The following is a 20,702-nucleotide window of genomic DNA, read 5'->3' as shown; positions in this document are numbered from 1 at the left end:
AGTACATCTTGTTATTTTAAATCACCTATATTTAAGATTTTATTTAGCATATTAATAATTTTTTCTCTTTCCCCACTACCTGTTGTAGAAAATCTTAATAAAGGAATATAATAAAGTTCAAAAATATGATTTTTAGCAAATATCTCTTTGCTTGTGCTGTTTCCTTCTGATGAAAAGCATAGCCATCTACTTCAATAGCGAGAATTGCTCTTTTGCTTATCCTATTATAAACAAGAAAATCAACATGCGTTGCTGGATTCATAGCATATAAGCACTCATCATCATTTAATAAATAAGGATTTTTTATAAGCATATTGACAGGAAAATGGCACACAAAATCTAACATTTTATAATCATCATTTTTTAATATTTCTTCTAATAAAGTATACATTAGGTTTTCTGAATCATATTCTAATTTTCTGTTATTTTTGTTCAAAAATAACTTTCTTTCTTTTGTGTATTGTTTATATAAATAATCAAAAATAGAATAAACATTACTCTCTACAACTTCAAAATTATTATATTGAATGTAATCTATTAAATCCATTATATTTCTTTCTTTATTTTGTTCATTTCCAGTAACAACCAATATCAATTTTTTCTTTGCTCTTGAAACAGCAACATTGAGCAAATACGGATCATCAACAAAATCAGTTATTTCATCTTCGACAGTAGAAATAATAATAGTATCCTTTTCTTTTCCTTGAAATTTATGTACTGTTGCTTGTTCAATGCCATCTATTTGTTCTTTCAAAGACTGAACTTGGTTATTATATGGTGCATATGATACCCGTTTCTTTCTTATTTGTAATATCATTTGGTATGATTTCATTTTTTATAATATCAATTTGTCTTTGACTAAAATGATTTCGAGAATGATTTCCTTTTACTGTTTTAATTACTTTTAAAACATCTTTTTCGCCATGATCTTCTGTCATAATAATCAAATTGCCTCGATAAAACTTTTGATTACAGAACTCAATTATTTTAGGATGGCAACGATAGTGTTCTCTTAACATCGTTTGTGTCACATTTGGCATAACTTCTAAAACAGATTGTAAAAAACTGTTTGTAAATCGATATCCTTTGCTTAAATTGTATTGATTAAATATCGCATCTGCTCGTATTTCAGTATGTTTATCTACAACATTTGGTAATTGATTTGTATCCCCAACAATGACCATATTTTTAGCACAGGACATAGCAAGTGCTCCAGTAGCAATATCAACTTGTGAAGCTTCATCCATAATTACATAATCATAAACGACATTATCATTCAAACTATCTCTTGAGGAAAATGTTGTACTTAATATTACCGGATATTCATTTAATATATCATAAGGATTTTTCAAGAAATCTTCTGATGTAAATAACTGCCTGTAAGTATTTTTTTCGTACTTGTTTGCCAGATAATTTTTTAAGAATTTCATCGAATCATTTGTTAAATTATCTAATAAATGATTACTTGTATTATTTAAATATGCTGTAATGTCATTCAATTCTTTTAAGACTTCATTTTCTCTTGTTTCATAATAAAAAGCTTGGAAAGTTGTTATAATTTGAGATATTTCTAATGAATAAATACTAAAATTGTATAAACCATATTTAAAAAAGAATTTAAGTTTAAAAAAGAAATTAATATCCTTATTTACTTCTGAAATACTTTGACATTCTTGCCATAACTTCATCCATTTATTCGACTTCATACTTCTTTTATATTTTGTATAATCCACAGTTACATTTGTTTCATTTAAATATTCATTAAAATACTTTCGTTCTATTTTAAGACGATTCAGTTCTTGATTTAATTGTGCCAATCTTTCTTGTTTATCAAATACTGTTTTTAATTTCTTTGAATTTTCTTGAACCTGTTGCATAAAATCATCTTGAATGTCATCACTTTTCCATGACGTAAAATCTGGGTAATTTGTTTTTTGATTATTAATAAAATTTGTTTTATTATCACTTTTCCCTAACGTTGCGACAATAAATCCCAAATTATATTTTGACGATGAGAGTTTTTCAAAAACATTTTCAGTTGCGGAATTATTGTTAGAAACAACTTGAACAGTTTTTCCTTGAATTAATATATTAGCAATAATATTTAAAATTGTTTGCGTTTTTCCAGTGCCAGGTGGACCTTGTATCACGCTTATTTGATTTTCCATAGCTCGCTTAACTGCAACATATTGACTATTATTACAGCCAAATGGGAAAATAGGCATGTATTCTCCATCAATACTTTCTTTTAATGATTTTGGATTAAGATATTTGGTAAGTGCAACATCACTTCTAAGAAATGAAATTTTTTTAAACTTTTTAGGTAACAATTGTTCCCCATTACTTTCATTTTTTAAATTACTTAATTTTGATGTTTCTTTAATATAATCAAATACATTTGCTGCATCTTTTTTATTTAAGTAGGATTCTTGAATATCTAATTGACTTTTATAATAATCTCTTTCCACATTATTTTTGAAACAAACATGAATATAAGTTGCATCTTTTCCTACAAATTCATAAATTGCTTCTACACTAAAAAAATTTTTCCCATCCTTACTTAAATGATATTTTCTTGGATCAAGAAACTTAGGATTCTCTAGAAATTCAACATTATCCAAAATATAAGAATATGTTTTTCTATTATTAAACGTAACATTCATTTTGTGACTTGCATCATCTTGTTCCAAAAATTTGATATCTCTTGTTTTTATTTCACCTTTTATAATGATCATGTATTTTGTTGTATTCATCTTTATCACCGCTTTAACTATTATTAAATACATCATACCTTATTAAAAGAAATTTTTAAATTCATTTTCTTTATTAAGTAATTGTCTCATATTGCTAGATTAAATCTTTGCATTTTATTTCTTATACATTCCAAACAGTGACATCAACAAACACCAAATTGCTCTTAATGGTAAAATGATGATGTAAAAAATAATTTAAATATTGTCCACATAATTACCACCTCCTAACTTTTAAACTAACATATTCTTTATAAACAGAATGTCCTTGTTCCTTTCCTAAATGATTAATTAAACCTTCTTCTAATGGTAGATTTTGCATTGATGCTTCTTCAATATAATGTCTAATGTGAAAATGTCTTGATTTTAAAAACCTTTCATGAGATTCATATTTATCATAAATATGATGAAGTTTTTCAATACATTGGTGATATTCATATAAAGCATCCTCTTTATTTTCAAAAGATCCAACATGTGTTCCAGAATAATAAAGTTCATAACTCATTTGATAAATATCAAATTCAATAAATGTTTTAACCATACCAATTGTATTAATATATTCTTCTACAACAAATAATTTCTTTTCATTTTTACTTAGAGAATATTTCAAAGAATCCATACATGTATAACTTAATATTTTCTTTCTTAAAGAATCATCTACCTTTGACATAATAGAAAGATAATCTTCATTTCCTTCATTATAGTAATAACAAAATGATCCAGGATGTCTTGAAACTGAATGTTTTGGATCTTTTTCTTTTAAATATAAAATACTTGCATCGTATCCTCTATCTTTTGAACAAATGACAATTCTTGTTTTCTTTGAAACATAAGAAAGTAAATTTGTAAGTTCTACAACAATACAAAAATCCATAATATTTTTTGTTATACATTCTTTTCTGATATTTGAAATATTGATAAGTTTTATATGTTTATTATTTTTATAATCCTTTATCTTCTCATCAATATACGGATCACTAATAAAAAGATAAACTAATGTATGCTTTGGTATTTCTTCTGGTATTTGATAACCAATATTTTCACTATCTACTAAAACAATTTCTTTAATCAAATGATATTTGATTTTATTTATGATTCTTTTTAACATGCAAATCCCCCTTTTCTTTGAATCTATTATATAATGATAAAAAAGCCAATACCGTCTTATATAAGCAGGTATTAACTTATGTTTTCATTTATGATATTGATACGAGGTGATTTAAATGAATAGAAACAAAGACAGTGATTCTTATATTAAATACATATCTGTGATTGATTTAATTATTAAAAATAGTGATGAAAAAAATCCAATCACGATTAATCAAATTCAAGATTTGATTTATGATAAAGGCTATGATTTTAAAATAGATTTTAGAATCGTAAAAAAATTTGTAGAAAACTATAATAATTATTATGAAGATACAATCATTAAAACTTATAAAGAAGGAAGAAATAATTACTTTTATTATGAAAATCCAAATCTAGACTTAATGGAGGCCAAAGCTATCAAAGAAAAGAAAAAAATTCGCTTTGACTATCAAAAACCTTCTTTAATCTTTAATGAAAAAATAAAATAACCGAGTTAGCTCCTATCGATACTGTCTTTTCTAACAATGAATATTATCTTTTATGCCAAGGTGCAAAAGATCAAAATACATGCATTCAATATCGTTTAGACTATGTAAAAAATGTTGAGATCGTTAAAGATAGTGATGTAAAATTTGATGATTATCAATTAAACTCATTTGAAAAGAAGCTCAATAATATGACGTACATGTATGGTGAAGGGAAAATTGAAGTTATTGAACTTGAATTTACACCAAATGTCTATTCCAATATGATTGATAAATTTGGTAAAGATATTCATCCTAAAAAAATAAATGAAAATCTTTATTGTGTCCAAGTAAGACACATTATAAATAGTACATTTTTTTCATGGATCATCGGTTTTGGTGGACGTATTCAAATTTCGAATAATGATGTACATAAAAAACAATTTAAAGATTTTTTAATGGAAAATTTTATAAATAAAAATAATGCTGATTAAAACGTATTCAGCATTTTTTCATCTAATATACTTATAACAGGTGTTTTACAATTACACTGAAAATCCATTAATTTTCAGTGTAATTGTAAAGATAGAGCAATAAAATATTCATCAATATTTACAGCTTCTTCAATTGCAACAGCAATGGCAACAGTAGCTCCAACACAAAAAATTCTTCTTATTAAAAAAAGAAGTGTTTTTCACACTTCCTAAGCATTTTCTTTTTTCATTTTTTTACTTAAATAGATATAGAAACATACATTTAGTATAATACCAACAATTGTCGCAATTGGTGCAGCTAAACCAATATTTGTTAAATTTGCATGTGGTTGAATTGACATATAGTAAGAAAGTGGTAAACGTACAAGAAGTGTTTGAATAAGTCCTTGTACCATGACCCATACCGTTTGATAATGACCGTTAAAATAACCAACCATACTAAATAATATTGCTGTTACAATTGTTTCTATAGCAAATCCTTTTAAATAAGCATAACCTTGTAAAATAACGGCTTTTTCTGTTGTAAAAATACTTGTAAGTAAATCTCCTTTAAATAAAACTAAGACAAAGACAACAACACCAATTATTAAGCCAATACCCATTCCTGTAAACATTGCATGTTTTGCTCTTTTTTCATCACCAGCACCCACATTTTGGGCAACAAAAGAAGCCATTGATTGCATTAATGAACTTGGTACTAACATGGCAAAGTTAACGATTTTACAAGCAACACCATAACCGGATGATGCTTCTAATCCTAAACGGTTAATAAAAGCACATAAAGCTAAAAATGAAATTTGTGTTAAACATTCTTGAAGTGCTAATGGTAACCCAATTTTTAAAGCTCGAACACAATGTGGATTGATTTCAAAATCATGCTTTGTAATTTCAAATGGTAATTTTCTTTTAAATAATAACATTAAAGCAAACACAACACTGATTGCTTGGGCAAAGACAGTGGCCATGGCGGCTCCTGCTGCATCTAAGTGTAATCCTGCAACAAGAACTAAATCACCAATAATATTAATAACACAGGCAACTGCCACAAATAAAAGAGGTGATTTACTATCTCCTAACCCTCTAAAGATTGCTGATAATAGATTATAAGCAACAATAAAGAAAATACCTGCCCCACAAATTCTCACATAAGTAGCAGTTAAACCAAGTGCTTCTTGAGGTGCTTGCATCAAAGTTGAAATTGGTGATGCTAACGTAATCATAACTACAAATATGATTGCAGAAATAATTGCAAAAACTACCGTTGCTCCTCCTATTAAAGCACCAATCGAATTCATTTTCTTTTCACCAATATATCTTGCAATTAAAACTGTAATTCCCATCGCAAATTGTGTTACCACAAATGTTATCAAGTTTAAAACTTGACTTCCTGTAGAAACTGCTGAAAGTCCTGCTGTTGTTCCAAATCTTCCAACAACAAGTAAATCAACCGCTCCATAGGCCGCTTGTAAAATAAGCGCTCCTAAAACGGGAATCATAAATAATGATAATTTTTTTAAAATACTTCCCTGCGTAAAATCTGATTTAGAGTGATCCATTATTTTTCTCTCCCTTCACACATAACTTCATAAAACTTTTCAATAGTTTGAATCATACAATCTGCTTCATCGTTAGAAACATGATTCAAACACAAGGCTAATTTTTGAAAATAATCTTTATTGTATTTTTCAAAAATCATTTTTCCTTCTTTTGTAACGGTTACATAAGTGACACGTCCATCATGTTTAGCTGTTTCTTTTTTTAAATATCCTTTTTCTTCCATTGCATGAATTGTACGTGTAACTCCCGGACGAGGAAGATTTAAAACTTCACTCACATCTGAAACCTTCACTTTTTGATTTTTTTCTTCAAGTTCGATAATCGTTTCTAAATAACGTACATAGGATGGTAAAACTCCTTCAGGAAGTTTAGGCAACATATCTAAAATCCTTTTAGCCATGTAACAGCTATCTAACATTTCTTTTACTTTTTCACTTTTCATTAATCTCTCCTATTAATTACCGATGGTAATTATCATTGGTAATTATATAATTATAAAAAAGATTGTCAAGAAAAAAGATACTAACAAATTGTCAATATCTTTTAATCGTTATACTCTATAGCAAACCCAAATAACATCACTTTTAAATCTTCATCTAAAATAGAAGTATTAGTAGCTGGACCAGCAATAAAATCCATGTGTTCTACACGAAATTCTTAATATAAAATTTCACAAATTGCTTTTAACTTACCTTCCTTATAAACATCTTCTAAAACTTTACAAGCAATTTTATTTCCTTCTAGATAACGATCATTGCTTGGATTGACTTTCTCCTAAGGTTAAGCTCTATGAATAATCATCCTATCTAAATAACCAAGTCCCGTTGTTTCAATGGTTTGAACTATACTTTCTTTGGTTACTTGACATGTTTACGGATATCTTTGTCTATACCTTTTTCATTACCATATGATTGTCCTATATCAAAATGATGATAACCTAACTTTATATTTTAATTTCAATGTGAATAAAATGTGCATAATGTGCACAACTTGTGAAAATCTATTTTATTATATGTGCCGTAATAATGGTATAGCTTGAAGCATTAATTGTTATTTTTATAGCACCATTTTCAATATACCAATTTTTCCCTTTACGGTATATCAAACTCTTTTTATCTAAAACTTTATTCTTACAAAATTCTACAACATCTTCTTCAATTCCTAAATTTCTTTTAATTCTTGATATAACTAAATGTGTTGTATGAATTTTATAAATATTCATTAATAATTCATTCTTATCCATCTTGATGACTTGTCCTTTTTAAAATAGGCCATTAACATACCTAAACTTAAATAATGATCTTTTGATATTTGTTTCTTTGTATTCATTAAAATAACAATGACAACAATTAATAAAAATTCTTTCATACACTCACCCTATCTTTTGTTTTCTTTTATTAATCATTAAGGTAATCAAAACAAAGCTTAAGGTAAATCCTAAAACAATAATACCATTAATAATTATTGGTTGTAATGTTTCTAATTTAAAATATTCTAATGTTTTAATAAGTTCATTATTTTGTACAAAATAATACGTTGGTAAAATATGAGCAATTTTTAAAACATAACTTGGCATAAATGATATTGGCACAAAGCATCCACAAAGAAACGATGTTCCTAAAGCAACAACATTGACAATACCTCCAATAGCTTGCTTATTATGGGTAATAGTTCCAATTAAGAATCCTACGGCCAAACTACATATTGAAAAAACAAATGAATTTAAAATATAAGCAATCCCATTCCCACTTAACATAATTTCTTTAAATAAGATAAAACTAATAATCATATAGGCTAACCATACAATAAAAGAAGCAAGACCTAAGGAAGCAAAAACAATCCAATTATATTTACGATATGAAAAACTGCTCGTAATTGTTCTTTTTCGTACACCCTCTTGATTTAAACTTGCAAGAATCATTGTCATACAGTAAACTCCCCCAGCAAGTAAGGCATAGTTTAAGAAATTAAAATAAACATTTACTTGATTCAATTTAGAAATATCTAAGGATGTGTTGAGTTTTACTTTTGTTTTTTGGTTAATCACTTGTTTGACTTTTTGATTTAAAGCTTTACCTTGATAATGCTCTTTATAAAGATTTACTGTCTTTATATATTTTTCAATTAACATTTGGGTAAAAGATGCATTTTCATTACCATTTGATTTATATTCAATCGTTGGATTTTTATCATTTACAAGATCATCACCAAAGTTTTCAGGAATATACACAACATAACTTACATCACGATAAAATAAGGCATCGTCTACTTTTTCTTGATCATTGATGTCGATATCTTTTAATGTCGCTTGTTCTTTTAAATACGAAACAAATCCTTTGGTTATTTCATTGTTTTGATCCTTATTTACAATCAAAATATCTGGTTTTGTTGCCTCATAATGATTCATATTACCAGAAGTTGTATTAAATAATGTAATTGCAAGTAAGATCACTGTATAAAGAATTAAGTTTCCTTTTAATTTATTTAAGATTTTAAAAACGGTACTAAATATAATCATATTGTTCCCTCCTTAAAGTCCTAAAAGAAATAAATAAACATACAATAATAAATACTCCTAAACAACAAATATCTCTGATATATCGATTAAATGTATTGTAATAATATAAAGCATAAAAACCATCAGTAATCAAATTATTAGGATTGATAAGATTAACAATAGGTATATTTTTATCAATAACATATTTTAAAGTAACACCCATCATTCCAGACAGAACCGAGAAAAACATAGAAATCGCAATATTAATTCCTGTTTTTGCTTGTTCAGAAACTCTAAAAACAGAAGCAATAAATATTCCCATCGAAATACCTGCTAAATCACCAACTAAAGAAAGAATGATTATATAAAGCCATTGACTACCAAATTCAACATTTAAACTAAAATTTAAAAAGATTAAAAGGATTGCTAAACCAACAAGGCTTACTAAATAAGAACCCAGTGCTGAAGATAAGACAAGTATTCCTTTTTTATTTGGTGAAACAGAAACTCTTTTCCCTTTAGCGGACATATTCGCCAATTGATTATTAATAGCTGTTAAACCTAACATTCCACCATACATACAGGCCATGGCAATTAATGTATAATATTCAATTTGCATATAACTTAAATGACTACTTGATGTGTCTTTTAAAGATACTTCTTGGTTATTGAGCTTTTGAAGAATATCATGTACAATTTGTTGAACATTAAAATTATAGTTTCCTTGCTGTATTTCATCTTCAATTTGTTTCTTTGTTAAATCTTCTATCATCCTCTTATTTTGTTTAATTTCATCCATAACAAATTGCAAGATTGTTTGTTCCATACCATTTTCTTTAATCACAATTTGTGGTTCTTGTTTATTAAAGAGAACATATCCTTCTATTTCATTATCTTCTAAAAGCTGTTTAGCCTCTTTTTTATTTACAAAATGAATATGAAATAACTGATCCTTATTTTTTTTATTAGAAAGCTCTTTAAAGGTTTCTTGATAAATTGTTTGGTTTTGATATTCCTTATTGTCAATAACTGCAATATCAAAAACTTGTAAAGCTTCGTCTTTTTCAATATTTTCAAAAGCCATGTGAAAGAAAACACCTAAAATAATAGGAAAAACAAACATCCAAAAAATAAGAACTTTATTTTTAAAAAGTATTTTAACTGTATACTTTAGATTATGAATAAACATCAATCCCTCAATTCCTTTCCTGTTAATTTTAGGAAAACGTCATTAAGAGTTGGACCTACACGTTCAATCTTTTCCTCAATATTTGCTTCTTTCTTTAATTCATCACTTGTTCCTTGAGCAATGATCTTTCCTTTATCTAAAATAATAATACGATCACAAAGTATTTCTACTTCTTCCATATAATGTGTTGTATAAACAATTGTAGCCCCTTGATCTCTTAATTTTTTTATACCATCTAAAATATGATTACGGCTTTGTGGATCAACTGCAACAGTTGGTTCATCTAAAAAGATCAGTTTAGGCTTATGAGCAATACCACAGGCAATGTTCAATCTTCGAAGTAAACCTCCGGAAAGTTGTTTAGGTAAGAACTTTTTAAAATCATTTAATCCTACTAAGTTAATTGCATCGTCAACATATTGTTTTCTTTGTTTTTTATCTCGAATATATAAACCACAAAAATAATTGATATTATCATAAACATTCAATTCATCAAAAACAGCAACTTCTTGAAAAATAACCCCTATTTTTGCTTTTAAATCATAAGAATCAGGTTTCATTTCTTTACCAAAAACCTTAATAAATCCTTCTTGATATTTAAGTAATGATAAAATAGAGTTAATAGTTGTACTTTTTCCACAACCATTAGGTCCTAATAATCCTAAAATTTCTCCTTGATAAACATTAAAGGATAAATCATCAATTGCTTTTAAATTTTTATACTCTTTTGTAAGATGTGAAACCTCTATTACTTTTTCCATCATTCTTTTCCTTCCCTATTCTTTATAGCAAGTTGTACCAAAATTTCTTCTTTTACATTTCCTTTTTTTACTTCATAAAGAAGCATTGAAACATATTGATCCTTCAACAAATCTACAATTTCTTCATCATTAAATTCAACAGTTTGATGTGCTACTAAACTCGCAATCCCATTAACATACAACCACATTCTTAAATGAAATTGTTTAGCATTTTCATTTGACATACCCGTTTGTTTAGAAATCGTTTCAAATATTTTATTGGTAGAATGAAACAAATTAATAAAATCAAAAGCTTCTTCATTCATATCATTATTAAACATAAGCTTAAATAATTCTGGTTCTTCTTTGGCAAAGCGAATATAGTTGATTCCAATATCTCTGTATTCTAATTGACCTGTTTCACTTTTCAAAACTTCACGATCAAAAATCTTTACAATTTCATCAATCACATCTTTTTTTAAATCATCCATATTTTCATAAATATAAAAAAGTGGTTGTGTTGAACAGCCTAATTTCTTTGCAAGCTTTCTGGCATTTAAAGCATTTAGTCCTTCATGGCTAATAATTGAAATACTTGCTTTTAAAATATCTTCTTTTTGTATTTTTCTTTTTGCCGGCATAAAAGCCTCCTTTCTATAACTCACGTTATATATAACTCTTGTTATAATTATAACAATATCTTCTTATCATTGTAAAGAAAAAAGGATATTTCAAAATATCCTAACTATTTAAGTAAGCTGCTTTTAATAAATTTTGTACAACTTCATTTTCACTTTTATATAATTGTTGTATTGTTCCTTTTTCTATGATTTTTCCATTATTTAAAACAAGAACTTGATGACAAAACTCATGAACCAATGAAAGATCATGACTAATGAAAAGAATAGAGATATGATTCTTTTCAACAAACTTTTTTAAGAGTTCAATAATTTCTCTTTGTACAACATGATCTAAGCTGCTGGTAATTTCATCACAAATAAGTAATCGTGGGTGAATAATCAAAGCTCGCGCAATAGCTATTCTTTGTAATTGTCCCCCACTTAGTTCATGGGGATATTTTTCTAAACAACTTTCATCCATTCCTACTTGTTTTAAGATTTTTTTTATACAATCTAAAGCTTCATTTTTATGAAGATGATAAAAATAATGATAAGGTTCATACAAAAAAACTCTGATTTTCATTCTTGGTGAAAAACTTTCAATTGAATTTTGAAGAATAAGTTGTATATCTTTACGTCCCTTTTTAAAATCAACTGGTTTTCCTTGATATAATAAAGAACCTGAAGAGGGTTTTTCAATACCTGAAACAAGTCTTGCAAGGGTACTTTTTCCACACCCACTAACACCAATAACACCAACAACCTCACCTTCATTGATACTAAAATCAAGATGATCTAAAACAGTCTTATCGTATTTCTTTGTAAGATTTTTAGCTTCAAATAGGCGCATTATTCTTTTCCTTTCGTAATAGTGACTTTGTATAGGGATGCTTAGGCGCATTAAAAATAGTCTCTACATTCCCTTTTTCTACAATCATCCCTTCTTTAATGACAACAATTTGATCTGCAATATAACGTGCCACTTGAATGTTATGTGTTACAAACACAAAGGTTGTTTGTTTTTTTAGATTTAAAAGATAATCTAAAATTTGTTTTTGAATAACGACATCTAAACTGCTTGTCGGTTCATCCGCTAAAACAAGCGAAGGTTGTAAACACAACACTAATGCAATCATCACTCTTTGAGCCATTCCTCCTGATAATTCAAAAGGATACTTGTTTAAAATAGTTTCTTCTAACCCCATTTGTTTTAAATAATGAATAGCTATTTTACGTGATTGTTTTTTTGAATATTTAAAATGTGTATGCAAACTTTCATAGAAGTGTTCTTCAATATTTTGATAATCATCAAAATAAGTGAGAGGATTTTGAAAAATCACGCCTATTTTCTTTCCCCTATAACCATCTAAATTCTTTTTTAATAAATTATCTTCTTTAAATAAAATTTTTCCCTCTGTAATTTTTGCATCATCACTTAACAATCCTATTGTTGCTTTAAGTAATGTTGATTTTCCACTACCACTTTGACCGACAATAACCGTAATTTGATTTCTAGGAATTATTAAATCTATATGATGTAAAATCTCTTGTTCATTGTAAGTCAATGTTAAATTTTGATAATTTAATATACTCATTTAAGATCAATATCCTTTGTAATCATATAATAGTCAACCGGATGACAAATAGCTCCTTTGACCTTAGAAGAAGTAACCGTATTTAAAGGAACATAAGAAACATAAATATTGGCAGCATCATCTAAAATCATTTCACTTGCCTGAATAGCAAGTTGTTGTCTTTGTTTTAAATCATAAATTGTGGAAAATTGTTGAATCAAATTGTCAAGGTTTACGTTTTTATAACGCCCTGTATTACTTGAACCCGTTGATAAATAACGTTGCTGAATAAAGGTTTCTGGATCGCCTGTAGGTGCACTTGAATCATTAGCTGAACATAGATCAAAAGTTCCTGCTGCTTTAATATCATTCGCATTTTCAACTTGATTAAGTTTGATTTTAATACCTATTTTTTTAGCTTCGCTTTGCATAGATTGCGCAATAATATTTGCATCTGCCGATCCATGATCCGCACTTTCATAATAATTTAAAATAATTTCTTGTCCATCCTTTTCTCTAATACCATCCTTATTGGTATCAACATAACCTGCTTCATCTAAAAGACGATTGGCTTCTTTTAAATCAAGGCTATAGCCATTAGAAACATTTCCATAGGGTAAAGCACTTGAATAAAGCCCAGTTGCTTCTTTTCCTCCAATCAATTTAACAATACTTTTACGATCTACACTATAAGATAAAGCTTTTCTAATCGTTAAATCACTTAAAAATGTTGTTTCATTATTCATATAAATGACATTTGTACGTGGCCCTAAAACTTCTAAAACCTGATAATCTTTATTATTTCTAAATAATTTTAAACTTGAATAATCAATCGTATTTGCAAGATCAACTTCACCCGATTGTAACGCTAAAACACGTGCATCAGAATCTGCCACTTGACTAAAATGAACATGGTCAAGTTTTGCTTTACCATCGTAATATTTTTTATTTTTACTTGTATCAATTGTTTTTTCTGAAACAAAATCATCCACTACAAAAGGTCCAGTACAAAGAGGGTGTTTAGCAATATCTTCTTCACTTTGACTTGCATCATAAATAGTAAAAAGTGGTTCACAAAGATTATTTAAGATTGCTCCACTTGATTTATTTAAATAAAGATAAACATCTTGTTTGTCAGCTTCAACATGATTTAAATCAAAATAATCGATTGCTCTTGTGTTTTTTTCAAAAGCTCTTTCTAAACATGCCTTTACATTTTCTCCTGTAACTTTGTTACCATTTGAAAAAGTGATATGATCTTTTAAAGTCAATTTCCAAGTTGTATCATCAATTTGTTCATAGGATTTTGCCAGACTTGGTTCCACCTCATATTTTTCATTAAGTTTTAACAATGTTTCTCCTACCCCAATACGACTTAAAACCCATCCATCATAATTATTTGTTGGATCTAAAGACGTTGAAATCCAAAACATGGCAGCATTAAGTGTTTTACTTGATTCATTTTTGTTTGAATTAGAACATCCACATAAAGTTGTTAACATAAATAAACAAAGCAATAATTTTATTTTTTTCATAATTTTTCCTCATAATGTTTAGGATCCAAATAATCCCTTATATCTTCTGATAATAAATTAAAAATAAGCACACAAATAAATAAAACAAGTCCTGGAAAAAACATCATCCATGGAGCCACTTGCATAAATTGTTTACTTTCATAAAGCATCGCTCCCCATTCTGGTTGCGGTGGTTGACTGGCAAGTCCTAAAAAGCTTAAACCTGCAAGTGAAATCATCATATTTCCAATATCTAAAAAAGCTGTTACAAGTATTTGTGATAAAATATTTGGTAATAAATAACGAATGATTCTTTGAAGTGGTGGGACACCCGACATTTTAGATATCACTAAATAACTCTTTTTCTTTTCTTGTTTAACAAGAGCAAGAGTCAATCTTGCATATTTTGTCCACCAAATAAGTGCTAAAGCAAACACTGTATTAAAAAGGCCAGCTCCAACTATTCCTACTATTGTAATGGTAAAAATAGTATCAGGAAAAGCAAGTAAACCATTAATTATATTATTAAAAAAAGATTCTGCTTTATCATTAGACAATCCTGCAATTAAGCCAATAATCATTCCAATAAAAACAATTAAAAATAACAACAAAAAAGTCAAACCAAAAGAAGTTTTAGCTCCACAAAGAATACGACTCAATACATCTCTTCCTAATTTATCTGTACCAAAAATATGTAATAAACCTGGTGGTTGTAAGGAAAAATCATAATTGACTTTTAAAGGATCATAAGGCGCTAAAAAAGAACCAAATAGAGCAATAAGTAATAACAAAACAGCAAGACCAATTTCAATTTTTAACTTTCTTTTCATTGAAACGCCTCCTTAATCGTGGATTTAATACTTGTTGAAAAATATCAACAAATAGATTAACAAAAACATAGATCAATGCCATATAAATTGCATAAGCTTGAATAATTGGATAATCACGATAACGAATAGCTTCTACAACCATGTTACCTAAACCTTGATATGAAAAAATCGTTTCAATAATTGCTGTTCCACCAAGTAAATGTCCAATAGAAAGACCTAATAAAGAAGAAAGTGTCGTAAAAACATGAGGTAAAACATGTTTTAGTAAAATTTCTGATTGTTTCATTCCTCGTGCTTTGAGTCCAATAACATAATCTTGATTTAATTGTTCTAAAATAGCATTTTGAATCATTCTTGTATAAGAACAAATCAGCGGAAAACTTAAACAACAAACAGGTAAAACAAGACCTTTTAAACTACTTCCACTAATAACAGGAAACAATTGAATCTTTACTGAAAAAAGCAGAATTAAAAGAAGTGCTAACCAAAAATTAGGTAAAGATAAACCTAAAAAAGCGATATTTTTTAAAATAGAATTAATCAAACTATGACGATGAGTAGCACTATAAATTCCTAAAGGAATCGAAAAAGCTAAAACAACAACAAATGAAAATATCGCTAATTTTAAAGTATTTGGTAACTTTGATAACATTTGTTGATTCACATCTTGTCCATAATGATAAGAATAACCTAAATCACCATGAACAAAATCATTCAACCAGTCAACATAGCGAACAACAATATTTTTATCGAGACCCATTTCATGTCGTGTTTCATTTAAAACTTCCTCGCTAGGTGTAATTCCTTTAGATAAATAATACATTTCAGCACTATCACTTGGTGCCAAATCTGTCATAATAAAGGTAACAAGTGTCACCAAGAAAAGAACTGAAAATAATGATAAAATTCTTTTCATTATTTAATCGCATGTATTAAGAATTGACGAATCAATTCTTTTCCTTCCTTTGTTTTTTCTTTTGAAAGTATTTCACTTCCAATTTGTTGAAAACCGATTTCTTTTAGAATTTCTATATCATATTGAGGTCGTAAAACATAAGATAACTTTAATTCTTTAGCAATATTATCAATAATAGAAACATCAATACCTTCCATATGTTGATGATCACTATGACCAGCTCTATTATAATCTTGATCTTGATAATGATAATAATGATTGCCATCAATATTTAAAAGATGTCCTTGTTTTTTTAAAACTCTAACCATCTCTTGATAGGCTTGTACAGGCTTTTCTAAATTCCATGTTACATTACGTGTGATAATCAAATCAAAAATTTCATCTTGAAAAGCTAAATCTTGAACATCCATCTTCTGAAACTCAACATTTGCCTTAAACTTGCGTGCATTGTTTCTAGCCTCTTCTAACATCTTATCACTATAATCAATGCCAATAACTTGGCATCCTAAATTTGTAAGCATAACAGAAAAAAATCCTGGGCCACACCCTAAATCTAACACTTTCATTCCTTTATTTATTTTTAGATAACGATTTATTAATTCTATCCATTTTTCTTGATCATGTAAAAGTTCTTCTTGGTTATCCAAAGAATAACCAAAAGAACGTTGATTCCAATAATCTTCAATTTTATTTAACTGACTTGTCATAAATTCTCCTTTATTTAACAAGATGATATATTTCTTGTAAAGAACATTGATGTTTTAACGCTAATTTTTTAGCACTTTCATATTCTGGATAACATCTTTTTTCACCATCAATTTCTACTTCTTTTACTTGAAGTTTTCCAAGAGGTGTTTCAATTTCTTTAATTTGTCTTTTTAAAACAGTTCTTTGTTCCTTACGATAACGAATACCAATAGTTGTTGTTTGCGTAAAAATCACTTTTTGTAAAAGATCCATCTTTTCTCCATTACAAACGACTGTCAAGCGATAAGCTGGTCTATTTTTTTTCATAAAAATAGACGTAAAGAAAACATCTAATGCACCTTTATCTAAAAGCTGTTCCATTACAAAACCAAGCATTTCTCCACTACAATCATCAATATTCGTTTCCATGACTATAATTTCGTTTTTTTTTTAATTTCTCCAAAAGAAACTTTTAAAACATTTGGGATCACTAAATCTTTTGTACCTGTTCCCCACCCTACTTTTTGAACATTCATTGCAGGCATTGCGGTAAATTCACTCGCAATTTCTGCAATAATTGCGGCACCTGTTGGTGTTACAAGTTCTGTATCTACATCAATTTGTCGTGTGATAGCATTACTTGCTGCAAAGATTTCAGACGTTGCAGGTACAGGAACAGAAATCACTCCATGAGCACATTCAATAAATCCATATCCATCATTAACGACACTACTATAAATAACATCTGGATTGATTTTACATAATAAAATCGCTGTTCCTATAATATCAACAATAGAGTCAATTGCTCCTACTTCATGAAAATGAACATTTTCTAAACTTTCATTATGAACTTTACTTTCAGCTTTAGCAACTCTTAAAAAGATACGTTTAGCAAGATCTTTCGCTTTTTCATCAATTTCACTTTCATCAATAATTTTATTAACATCGAATAAATTACGATGTTCATGGTGATGAACGTGTTCATGGTGTAAATGTTCATGTTCATGCTCATGATGATGTTCGTGTTCTAAATGAACATCAACATAAGTTCCTGTAATACCATTTTTCTTTTCTTTAGAAATATGGATATGATACCCATCTACATGTAATTTTTTTAATTCATTAACTAAATAATGAGGATCATCAATCAATTCAGATAACGCTCCTAAAGTCATATTTCCACTGATTCCACTACTACAATCAAAATATAATACTTTCACTATTTCTTTCCTCCTAAACAATTAATGGTATGAGCCATAAATCCTGCCCCAAATCCATTATCAATATTGACAACACTAACCCCACTAGCACAGCTATTAAGCATGGCAAGAAGAGCAGACAATCCATCAAAGTTAGCGCCATACCCAATGGATGTTGGTACGGCAATAACTGGTTTATCAACAAGTCCTCCAACAACGGAAGCGAGGGCCCCTTCCATTCCTGCACAAACAACTAAAACATTTGCCCTTTGAATAGTATCTAAACGATGAAACAAACGATGAATACCAGCAACACCCACATCACTGATGAGTTCAACTTCGTTACCTAAAAATTGAGCTGTAAGCATAGCTTCACGAGCAACCGGTAAATCTGATGTTCCAGCACAAACAACAACAATTTTTCCTTTATTGATTTCTTTTTGTTCTTCATCAATATAACAAATGTGCGATAAAGAATCATAAATCATTTGTGGAAATTCTTTTAAGATAGCTTCACTTTTTTCTTGGTCAACACGTGTAATTAAAATAGAATGAATATCATGGTCCAACATGTCTTTTACAATCCCAATGATTTGTTCCTTGGTTTTTCCAGCCCCATAGATTACTTCATTATTTCCTGTTCTCTTTTTTCGATTATAATCAATCGTTGCATAATCTAAGGGTTGTTCAATCATTTTTTGAGCTTGTTCAATTGTTAGTTCATTATTTTTAACCTTTTGTAGAATTTCTAATGTTTTCAATATCATAACCCCCACTTCTAATTCCTTCTAAATCAAGTGTTACAAATCTAAATCCAAGATTTTTAATATTTTGAATCAATTCTTTATTTTCAATTATTTTCATAAAATCTTCTGGTTCTACTTCAAGACGTGCCACATCTCCATGTACTCTTAAACGTACATGAAGCATTCCTAAATCATGTAAATATTTTTCACCTGTTTCAACAAGTTTTAATTTTTCTAAAGTAAGGTCTGTATTGTAGTCAAAACGAGAAGCCAGACAGGCATTGGATGGTTTATTATAAGTAGCAATACCAAGCTGTTTAGAATAATCTCTAATTTCTTGTTTTACTAAATTATTGTTCGCTAAAGGAGAAATAATACCTAATTCTTCACAAGCTTTTAATCCTGGTCGATACACTTTTTCATCATCTTTATTTTTCCCATCTAAAACATAAGTAAAGTCATGTTCTTTAGCAACGCCAATAACTTTTGACATAATGCTTCTTTTACAATGATAACAACGATCTTTATGATTAAAATGAAAAGCTTCTACGTCTAATGGATTGACTGATAAAACCACATGATTTGAATCTTTTAATTGTTCAAGAGCACCTTCAATATCTTCTTTTGACATCATTGCTCCTCGACATAAAACAGGTAAAACATTTTCTTTTCCTAATGTTTCAAGAGCTACATGGAATAAAAAGTTGGAATCAACACCCCCACTATAAGCAATCGCAACTTTTCCATAATTTCTTAATTCTTCTTGTAATAATTCTAATTTATTCATATAAATCCCCCTAAACTCCTCTATGACTTCTACTTAAAGGCTTCATTTAATATTGAAAAAAGTTATATTTATTATTTTACTTAAAAAAATATCGTATACATAAGCAGTTTATAGTTTCAACTATAATCGATACTTCATGTATACGATATCCTCTATTTTTCTAATCTTTCAATCATAACGACAAGGTCATCAATATATTCAGATATTGATTTAGATGCAACACCTACAACTTGAGCACTGCATTTAGAAACAGGAATAAAATATTTACGCGCTTCACTTTCTCCAATAGCATTTGCCATAGCTGGTGTAATTTCACCATACATTGAATTTGCAAAAGCAACTCCAATCGGACCAACAACAATAGAGGCATGTTTAACATTATAAACAACAGCATTTTCCCCCGTTGCAATAATATCAGCACCACCTTTTTTTAGCTGTGTTGTTGCCATACTATTGGTTCCAATACCAATGATGGTATATTCTGGATGTTTTTCTTTTAAAACTTGTATAATATTTTTTCCAATTCCGCCCCCTTGTCCATCAATAACAACAATTTCCATTTTTCCTCCTGATATATAATAAACTTCTTGTTTATTTTCGATTTCGTATCTCTATATCTTATTCATGAAAATAATCAGTAATTTCTTGCATATGTTCACTTTGTTGAACATGAAATGGACATCGTTTATCACAATGGTGACAAACAATGCAATCACTTGCTTTTAAAGCTAAATGATGATAATGATCTGCAGCAAGTTCATCTTTTAAACGAGCAAGATCATAATATTTATTAATCAAGGTAGTGTCTAACCCTTTTGAACAAGGATGACAATGTTTATAATAAACAAATTGATTACAATTTTCTAATATTGGAAATATTCTTAAAATTGAATAATCTTTTTCTACATCAGATACTTCTAAATAATGAAGAGTACGTGTTAAATCATCATTTCTAATTCCTGGCAAAACTGTTAAAATAGACAGTTTATCTAAAGCATACTGCATATATTGAGTTTCTGTCAAGGCTTAATGAAATGGTGACTCATCTT

25 protein-coding genes are annotated in these 20,702 nt (G+C 28.4%); 2 read left to right on the top strand and 23 right to left on the bottom strand.

Annotated elements, in window-relative coordinates; translation table 11 throughout:
• Positions 1-94 precede the first annotated feature (94 nt).
• From C7U55_RS13725 to C7U55_RS02900, 3 genes are all read right to left on the bottom strand, one after another.
• Positions 95-817, bottom strand: a complete 723-nt coding sequence (locus C7U55_RS13725; protein ID WP_204638383.1) for a C-terminal helicase domain-containing protein — start codon at positions 815-817, stop codon at positions 95-97.
• Entirely contained in the window at positions 771-2,753 is a 1,983-nt protein-coding gene (locus C7U55_RS02905; RefSeq protein ID WP_204638382.1) for an AAA domain-containing protein, read from the bottom strand. The genes C7U55_RS13725 and C7U55_RS02905 overlap by 47 nt, the downstream gene beginning before the upstream one ends.
• 214 nt (positions 2,754-2,967) lie before the next feature.
• Entirely contained in the window at positions 2,968-3,858 is an 891-nt protein-coding gene (locus C7U55_RS02900; RefSeq protein ID WP_106987265.1) for a hypothetical protein, read from the bottom strand.
• Between the two features lie 115 nt (positions 3,859-3,973).
• Between C7U55_RS02900 and C7U55_RS02895 the strand changes: the two genes are divergently transcribed.
• Both C7U55_RS02895 and C7U55_RS14310 read left to right on the top strand, forming a co-directional pair.
• Positions 3,974-4,327 (top strand): hypothetical protein, encoded by a 354-nt coding sequence (locus C7U55_RS02895; protein WP_106987264.1) that lies wholly within the window; start codon positions 3,974-3,976, stop codon positions 4,325-4,327.
• 188 nt (positions 4,328-4,515) lie between these two features.
• On the top strand, positions 4,516-4,797 hold the full coding sequence (locus C7U55_RS14310) for a hypothetical protein (protein ID WP_048923781.1): 282 nt from the start codon (positions 4,516-4,518) through the stop codon (positions 4,795-4,797).
• Positions 4,798-5,006: 209 nt separating this feature from the next.
• Here the strand turns inward: C7U55_RS14310 and C7U55_RS02885 are convergent, their stop codons facing one another.
• From C7U55_RS02885 to C7U55_RS02800, 20 genes are all read right to left on the bottom strand, one after another.
• Positions 5,007-6,353, bottom strand: coding sequence for an MATE family efflux transporter (locus tag C7U55_RS02885; protein ID WP_106987263.1), 1,347 nt, complete (start codon positions 6,351-6,353; stop codon positions 5,007-5,009).
• A complete protein-coding gene (locus C7U55_RS02880; RefSeq protein ID WP_032089980.1) occupies positions 6,353-6,796 on the bottom strand; it encodes a MarR family winged helix-turn-helix transcriptional regulator in 444 nt (147 codons plus the stop codon). Before C7U55_RS02880 ends, C7U55_RS02885 begins: the two co-directional genes overlap by 1 nt.
• 558 nt (positions 6,797-7,354) lie before the next feature.
• Positions 7,355-7,597 carry a DUF3781 domain-containing protein gene (locus C7U55_RS02875; protein ID WP_106987262.1) on the bottom strand — a complete coding sequence of 81 codons (243 nt, stop codon included), beginning with the start codon at positions 7,595-7,597 and terminating at the stop codon, positions 7,355-7,357.
• Complete coding sequence (locus C7U55_RS13500) at positions 7,576-7,722, bottom strand: hypothetical protein (RefSeq protein WP_155522373.1); 147 nt, start codon at positions 7,720-7,722, stop codon at positions 7,576-7,578. The genes C7U55_RS02875 and C7U55_RS13500 overlap by 22 nt, the downstream gene beginning before the upstream one ends.
• 4 nt (positions 7,723-7,726) lie before the next feature.
• On the bottom strand, positions 7,727-8,872 hold the full coding sequence (locus C7U55_RS02870) for an ABC transporter permease (RefSeq protein ID WP_106987261.1): 1,146 nt from the start codon (positions 8,870-8,872) through the stop codon (positions 7,727-7,729).
• Positions 8,859-10,040, bottom strand: a complete 1,182-nt coding sequence (locus tag C7U55_RS02865; RefSeq protein WP_106987260.1) for an ABC transporter permease — start codon at positions 10,038-10,040, stop codon at positions 8,859-8,861. Before C7U55_RS02865 ends, C7U55_RS02870 begins: the two co-directional genes overlap by 14 nt.
• Complete coding sequence (locus C7U55_RS02860; RefSeq protein WP_081918938.1) at positions 10,040-10,801, bottom strand: ABC transporter ATP-binding protein; 762 nt, start codon at positions 10,799-10,801, stop codon at positions 10,040-10,042. Before C7U55_RS02860 ends, C7U55_RS02865 begins: the two co-directional genes overlap by 1 nt.
• Positions 10,801-11,421: a TetR/AcrR family transcriptional regulator gene (locus C7U55_RS02855; RefSeq protein WP_106987259.1), complete on the bottom strand. Its 621-nt coding sequence runs from the start codon at positions 11,419-11,421 to the stop codon at positions 10,801-10,803. Before C7U55_RS02855 ends, C7U55_RS02860 begins: the two co-directional genes overlap by 1 nt.
• Before the next feature lie 100 nt (positions 11,422-11,521).
• On the bottom strand, positions 11,522-12,250 hold the full coding sequence (locus C7U55_RS02850) for an ABC transporter ATP-binding protein (protein WP_162297398.1): 729 nt from the start codon (positions 12,248-12,250) through the stop codon (positions 11,522-11,524).
• Positions 12,237-12,995: an ATP-binding cassette domain-containing protein gene (locus C7U55_RS02845; RefSeq protein WP_106987257.1), complete on the bottom strand. Its 759-nt coding sequence runs from the start codon at positions 12,993-12,995 to the stop codon at positions 12,237-12,239. Before C7U55_RS02845 ends, C7U55_RS02850 begins: the two co-directional genes overlap by 14 nt.
• A complete protein-coding gene (locus tag C7U55_RS02840) occupies positions 12,992-14,509 on the bottom strand; it encodes an ABC transporter substrate-binding protein (protein WP_106987256.1) in 1,518 nt (505 codons plus the stop codon). Before C7U55_RS02840 ends, C7U55_RS02845 begins: the two co-directional genes overlap by 4 nt.
• Positions 14,506-15,318, bottom strand: a complete 813-nt coding sequence (locus tag C7U55_RS02835) for an ABC transporter permease (protein ID WP_106987255.1) — start codon at positions 15,316-15,318, stop codon at positions 14,506-14,508. Before C7U55_RS02835 ends, C7U55_RS02840 begins: the two co-directional genes overlap by 4 nt.
• On the bottom strand, positions 15,296-16,234 hold the full coding sequence (locus C7U55_RS02830) for an ABC transporter permease (protein WP_106987254.1): 939 nt from the start codon (positions 16,232-16,234) through the stop codon (positions 15,296-15,298). Before C7U55_RS02830 ends, C7U55_RS02835 begins: the two co-directional genes overlap by 23 nt.
• Complete coding sequence (locus C7U55_RS02825) at positions 16,234-16,941, bottom strand: class I SAM-dependent methyltransferase (RefSeq protein ID WP_106987253.1); 708 nt, start codon at positions 16,939-16,941, stop codon at positions 16,234-16,236. Before C7U55_RS02825 ends, C7U55_RS02830 begins: the two co-directional genes overlap by 1 nt.
• A gap of 10 nt (positions 16,942-16,951) precedes the next feature.
• The gene (gene larC2 / locus C7U55_RS14085; protein WP_275666241.1) at positions 16,952-17,350 is read right to left on the bottom strand and encodes a nickel pincer cofactor biosynthesis protein LarC2; all 399 of its coding nucleotides are present in this window, start codon (positions 17,348-17,350) and stop codon (positions 16,952-16,954) included.
• 2 nt (positions 17,351-17,352) lie between these two features.
• Positions 17,353-18,141, bottom strand: coding sequence for a nickel pincer cofactor biosynthesis protein LarC (gene larC, locus C7U55_RS14080; RefSeq protein WP_275666240.1), 789 nt, complete (start codon positions 18,139-18,141; stop codon positions 17,353-17,355).
• Positions 18,141-18,887, bottom strand: a complete 747-nt coding sequence (gene larB, locus C7U55_RS02815) for a nickel pincer cofactor biosynthesis protein LarB (RefSeq protein ID WP_048923797.1) — start codon at positions 18,885-18,887, stop codon at positions 18,141-18,143. The genes larC and larB overlap by 1 nt, the downstream gene beginning before the upstream one ends.
• Complete coding sequence (gene larE / locus C7U55_RS02810; protein ID WP_106987252.1) at positions 18,850-19,653, bottom strand: ATP-dependent sacrificial sulfur transferase LarE; 804 nt, start codon at positions 19,651-19,653, stop codon at positions 18,850-18,852. Before larE ends, larB begins: the two co-directional genes overlap by 38 nt.
• Positions 19,654-19,805: 152 nt before the next feature.
• The gene (locus C7U55_RS02805) at positions 19,806-20,213 is read right to left on the bottom strand and encodes a DUF3842 family protein (RefSeq protein WP_106987251.1); all 408 of its coding nucleotides are present in this window, start codon (positions 20,211-20,213) and stop codon (positions 19,806-19,808) included.
• A gap of 58 nt (positions 20,214-20,271) precedes the next feature.
• A complete protein-coding gene (locus C7U55_RS02800; protein WP_106987250.1) occupies positions 20,272-20,658 on the bottom strand; it encodes a hypothetical protein in 387 nt (128 codons plus the stop codon).
• Positions 20,659-20,702: the final 44 nt, after the last annotated feature.

Origin of the sequence: Faecalibacillus faecis (genome assembly GCF_003024675.1) — a bacterium.
Lineage (GTDB): Bacteria > Bacillota_I > Bacilli_A > Erysipelotrichales > Coprobacillaceae > Faecalibacillus > Faecalibacillus faecis.
The sequence above is the reverse complement of the archived record's forward strand: the minus strand, read 5'-3'. Positions and strand labels throughout refer to the sequence as shown.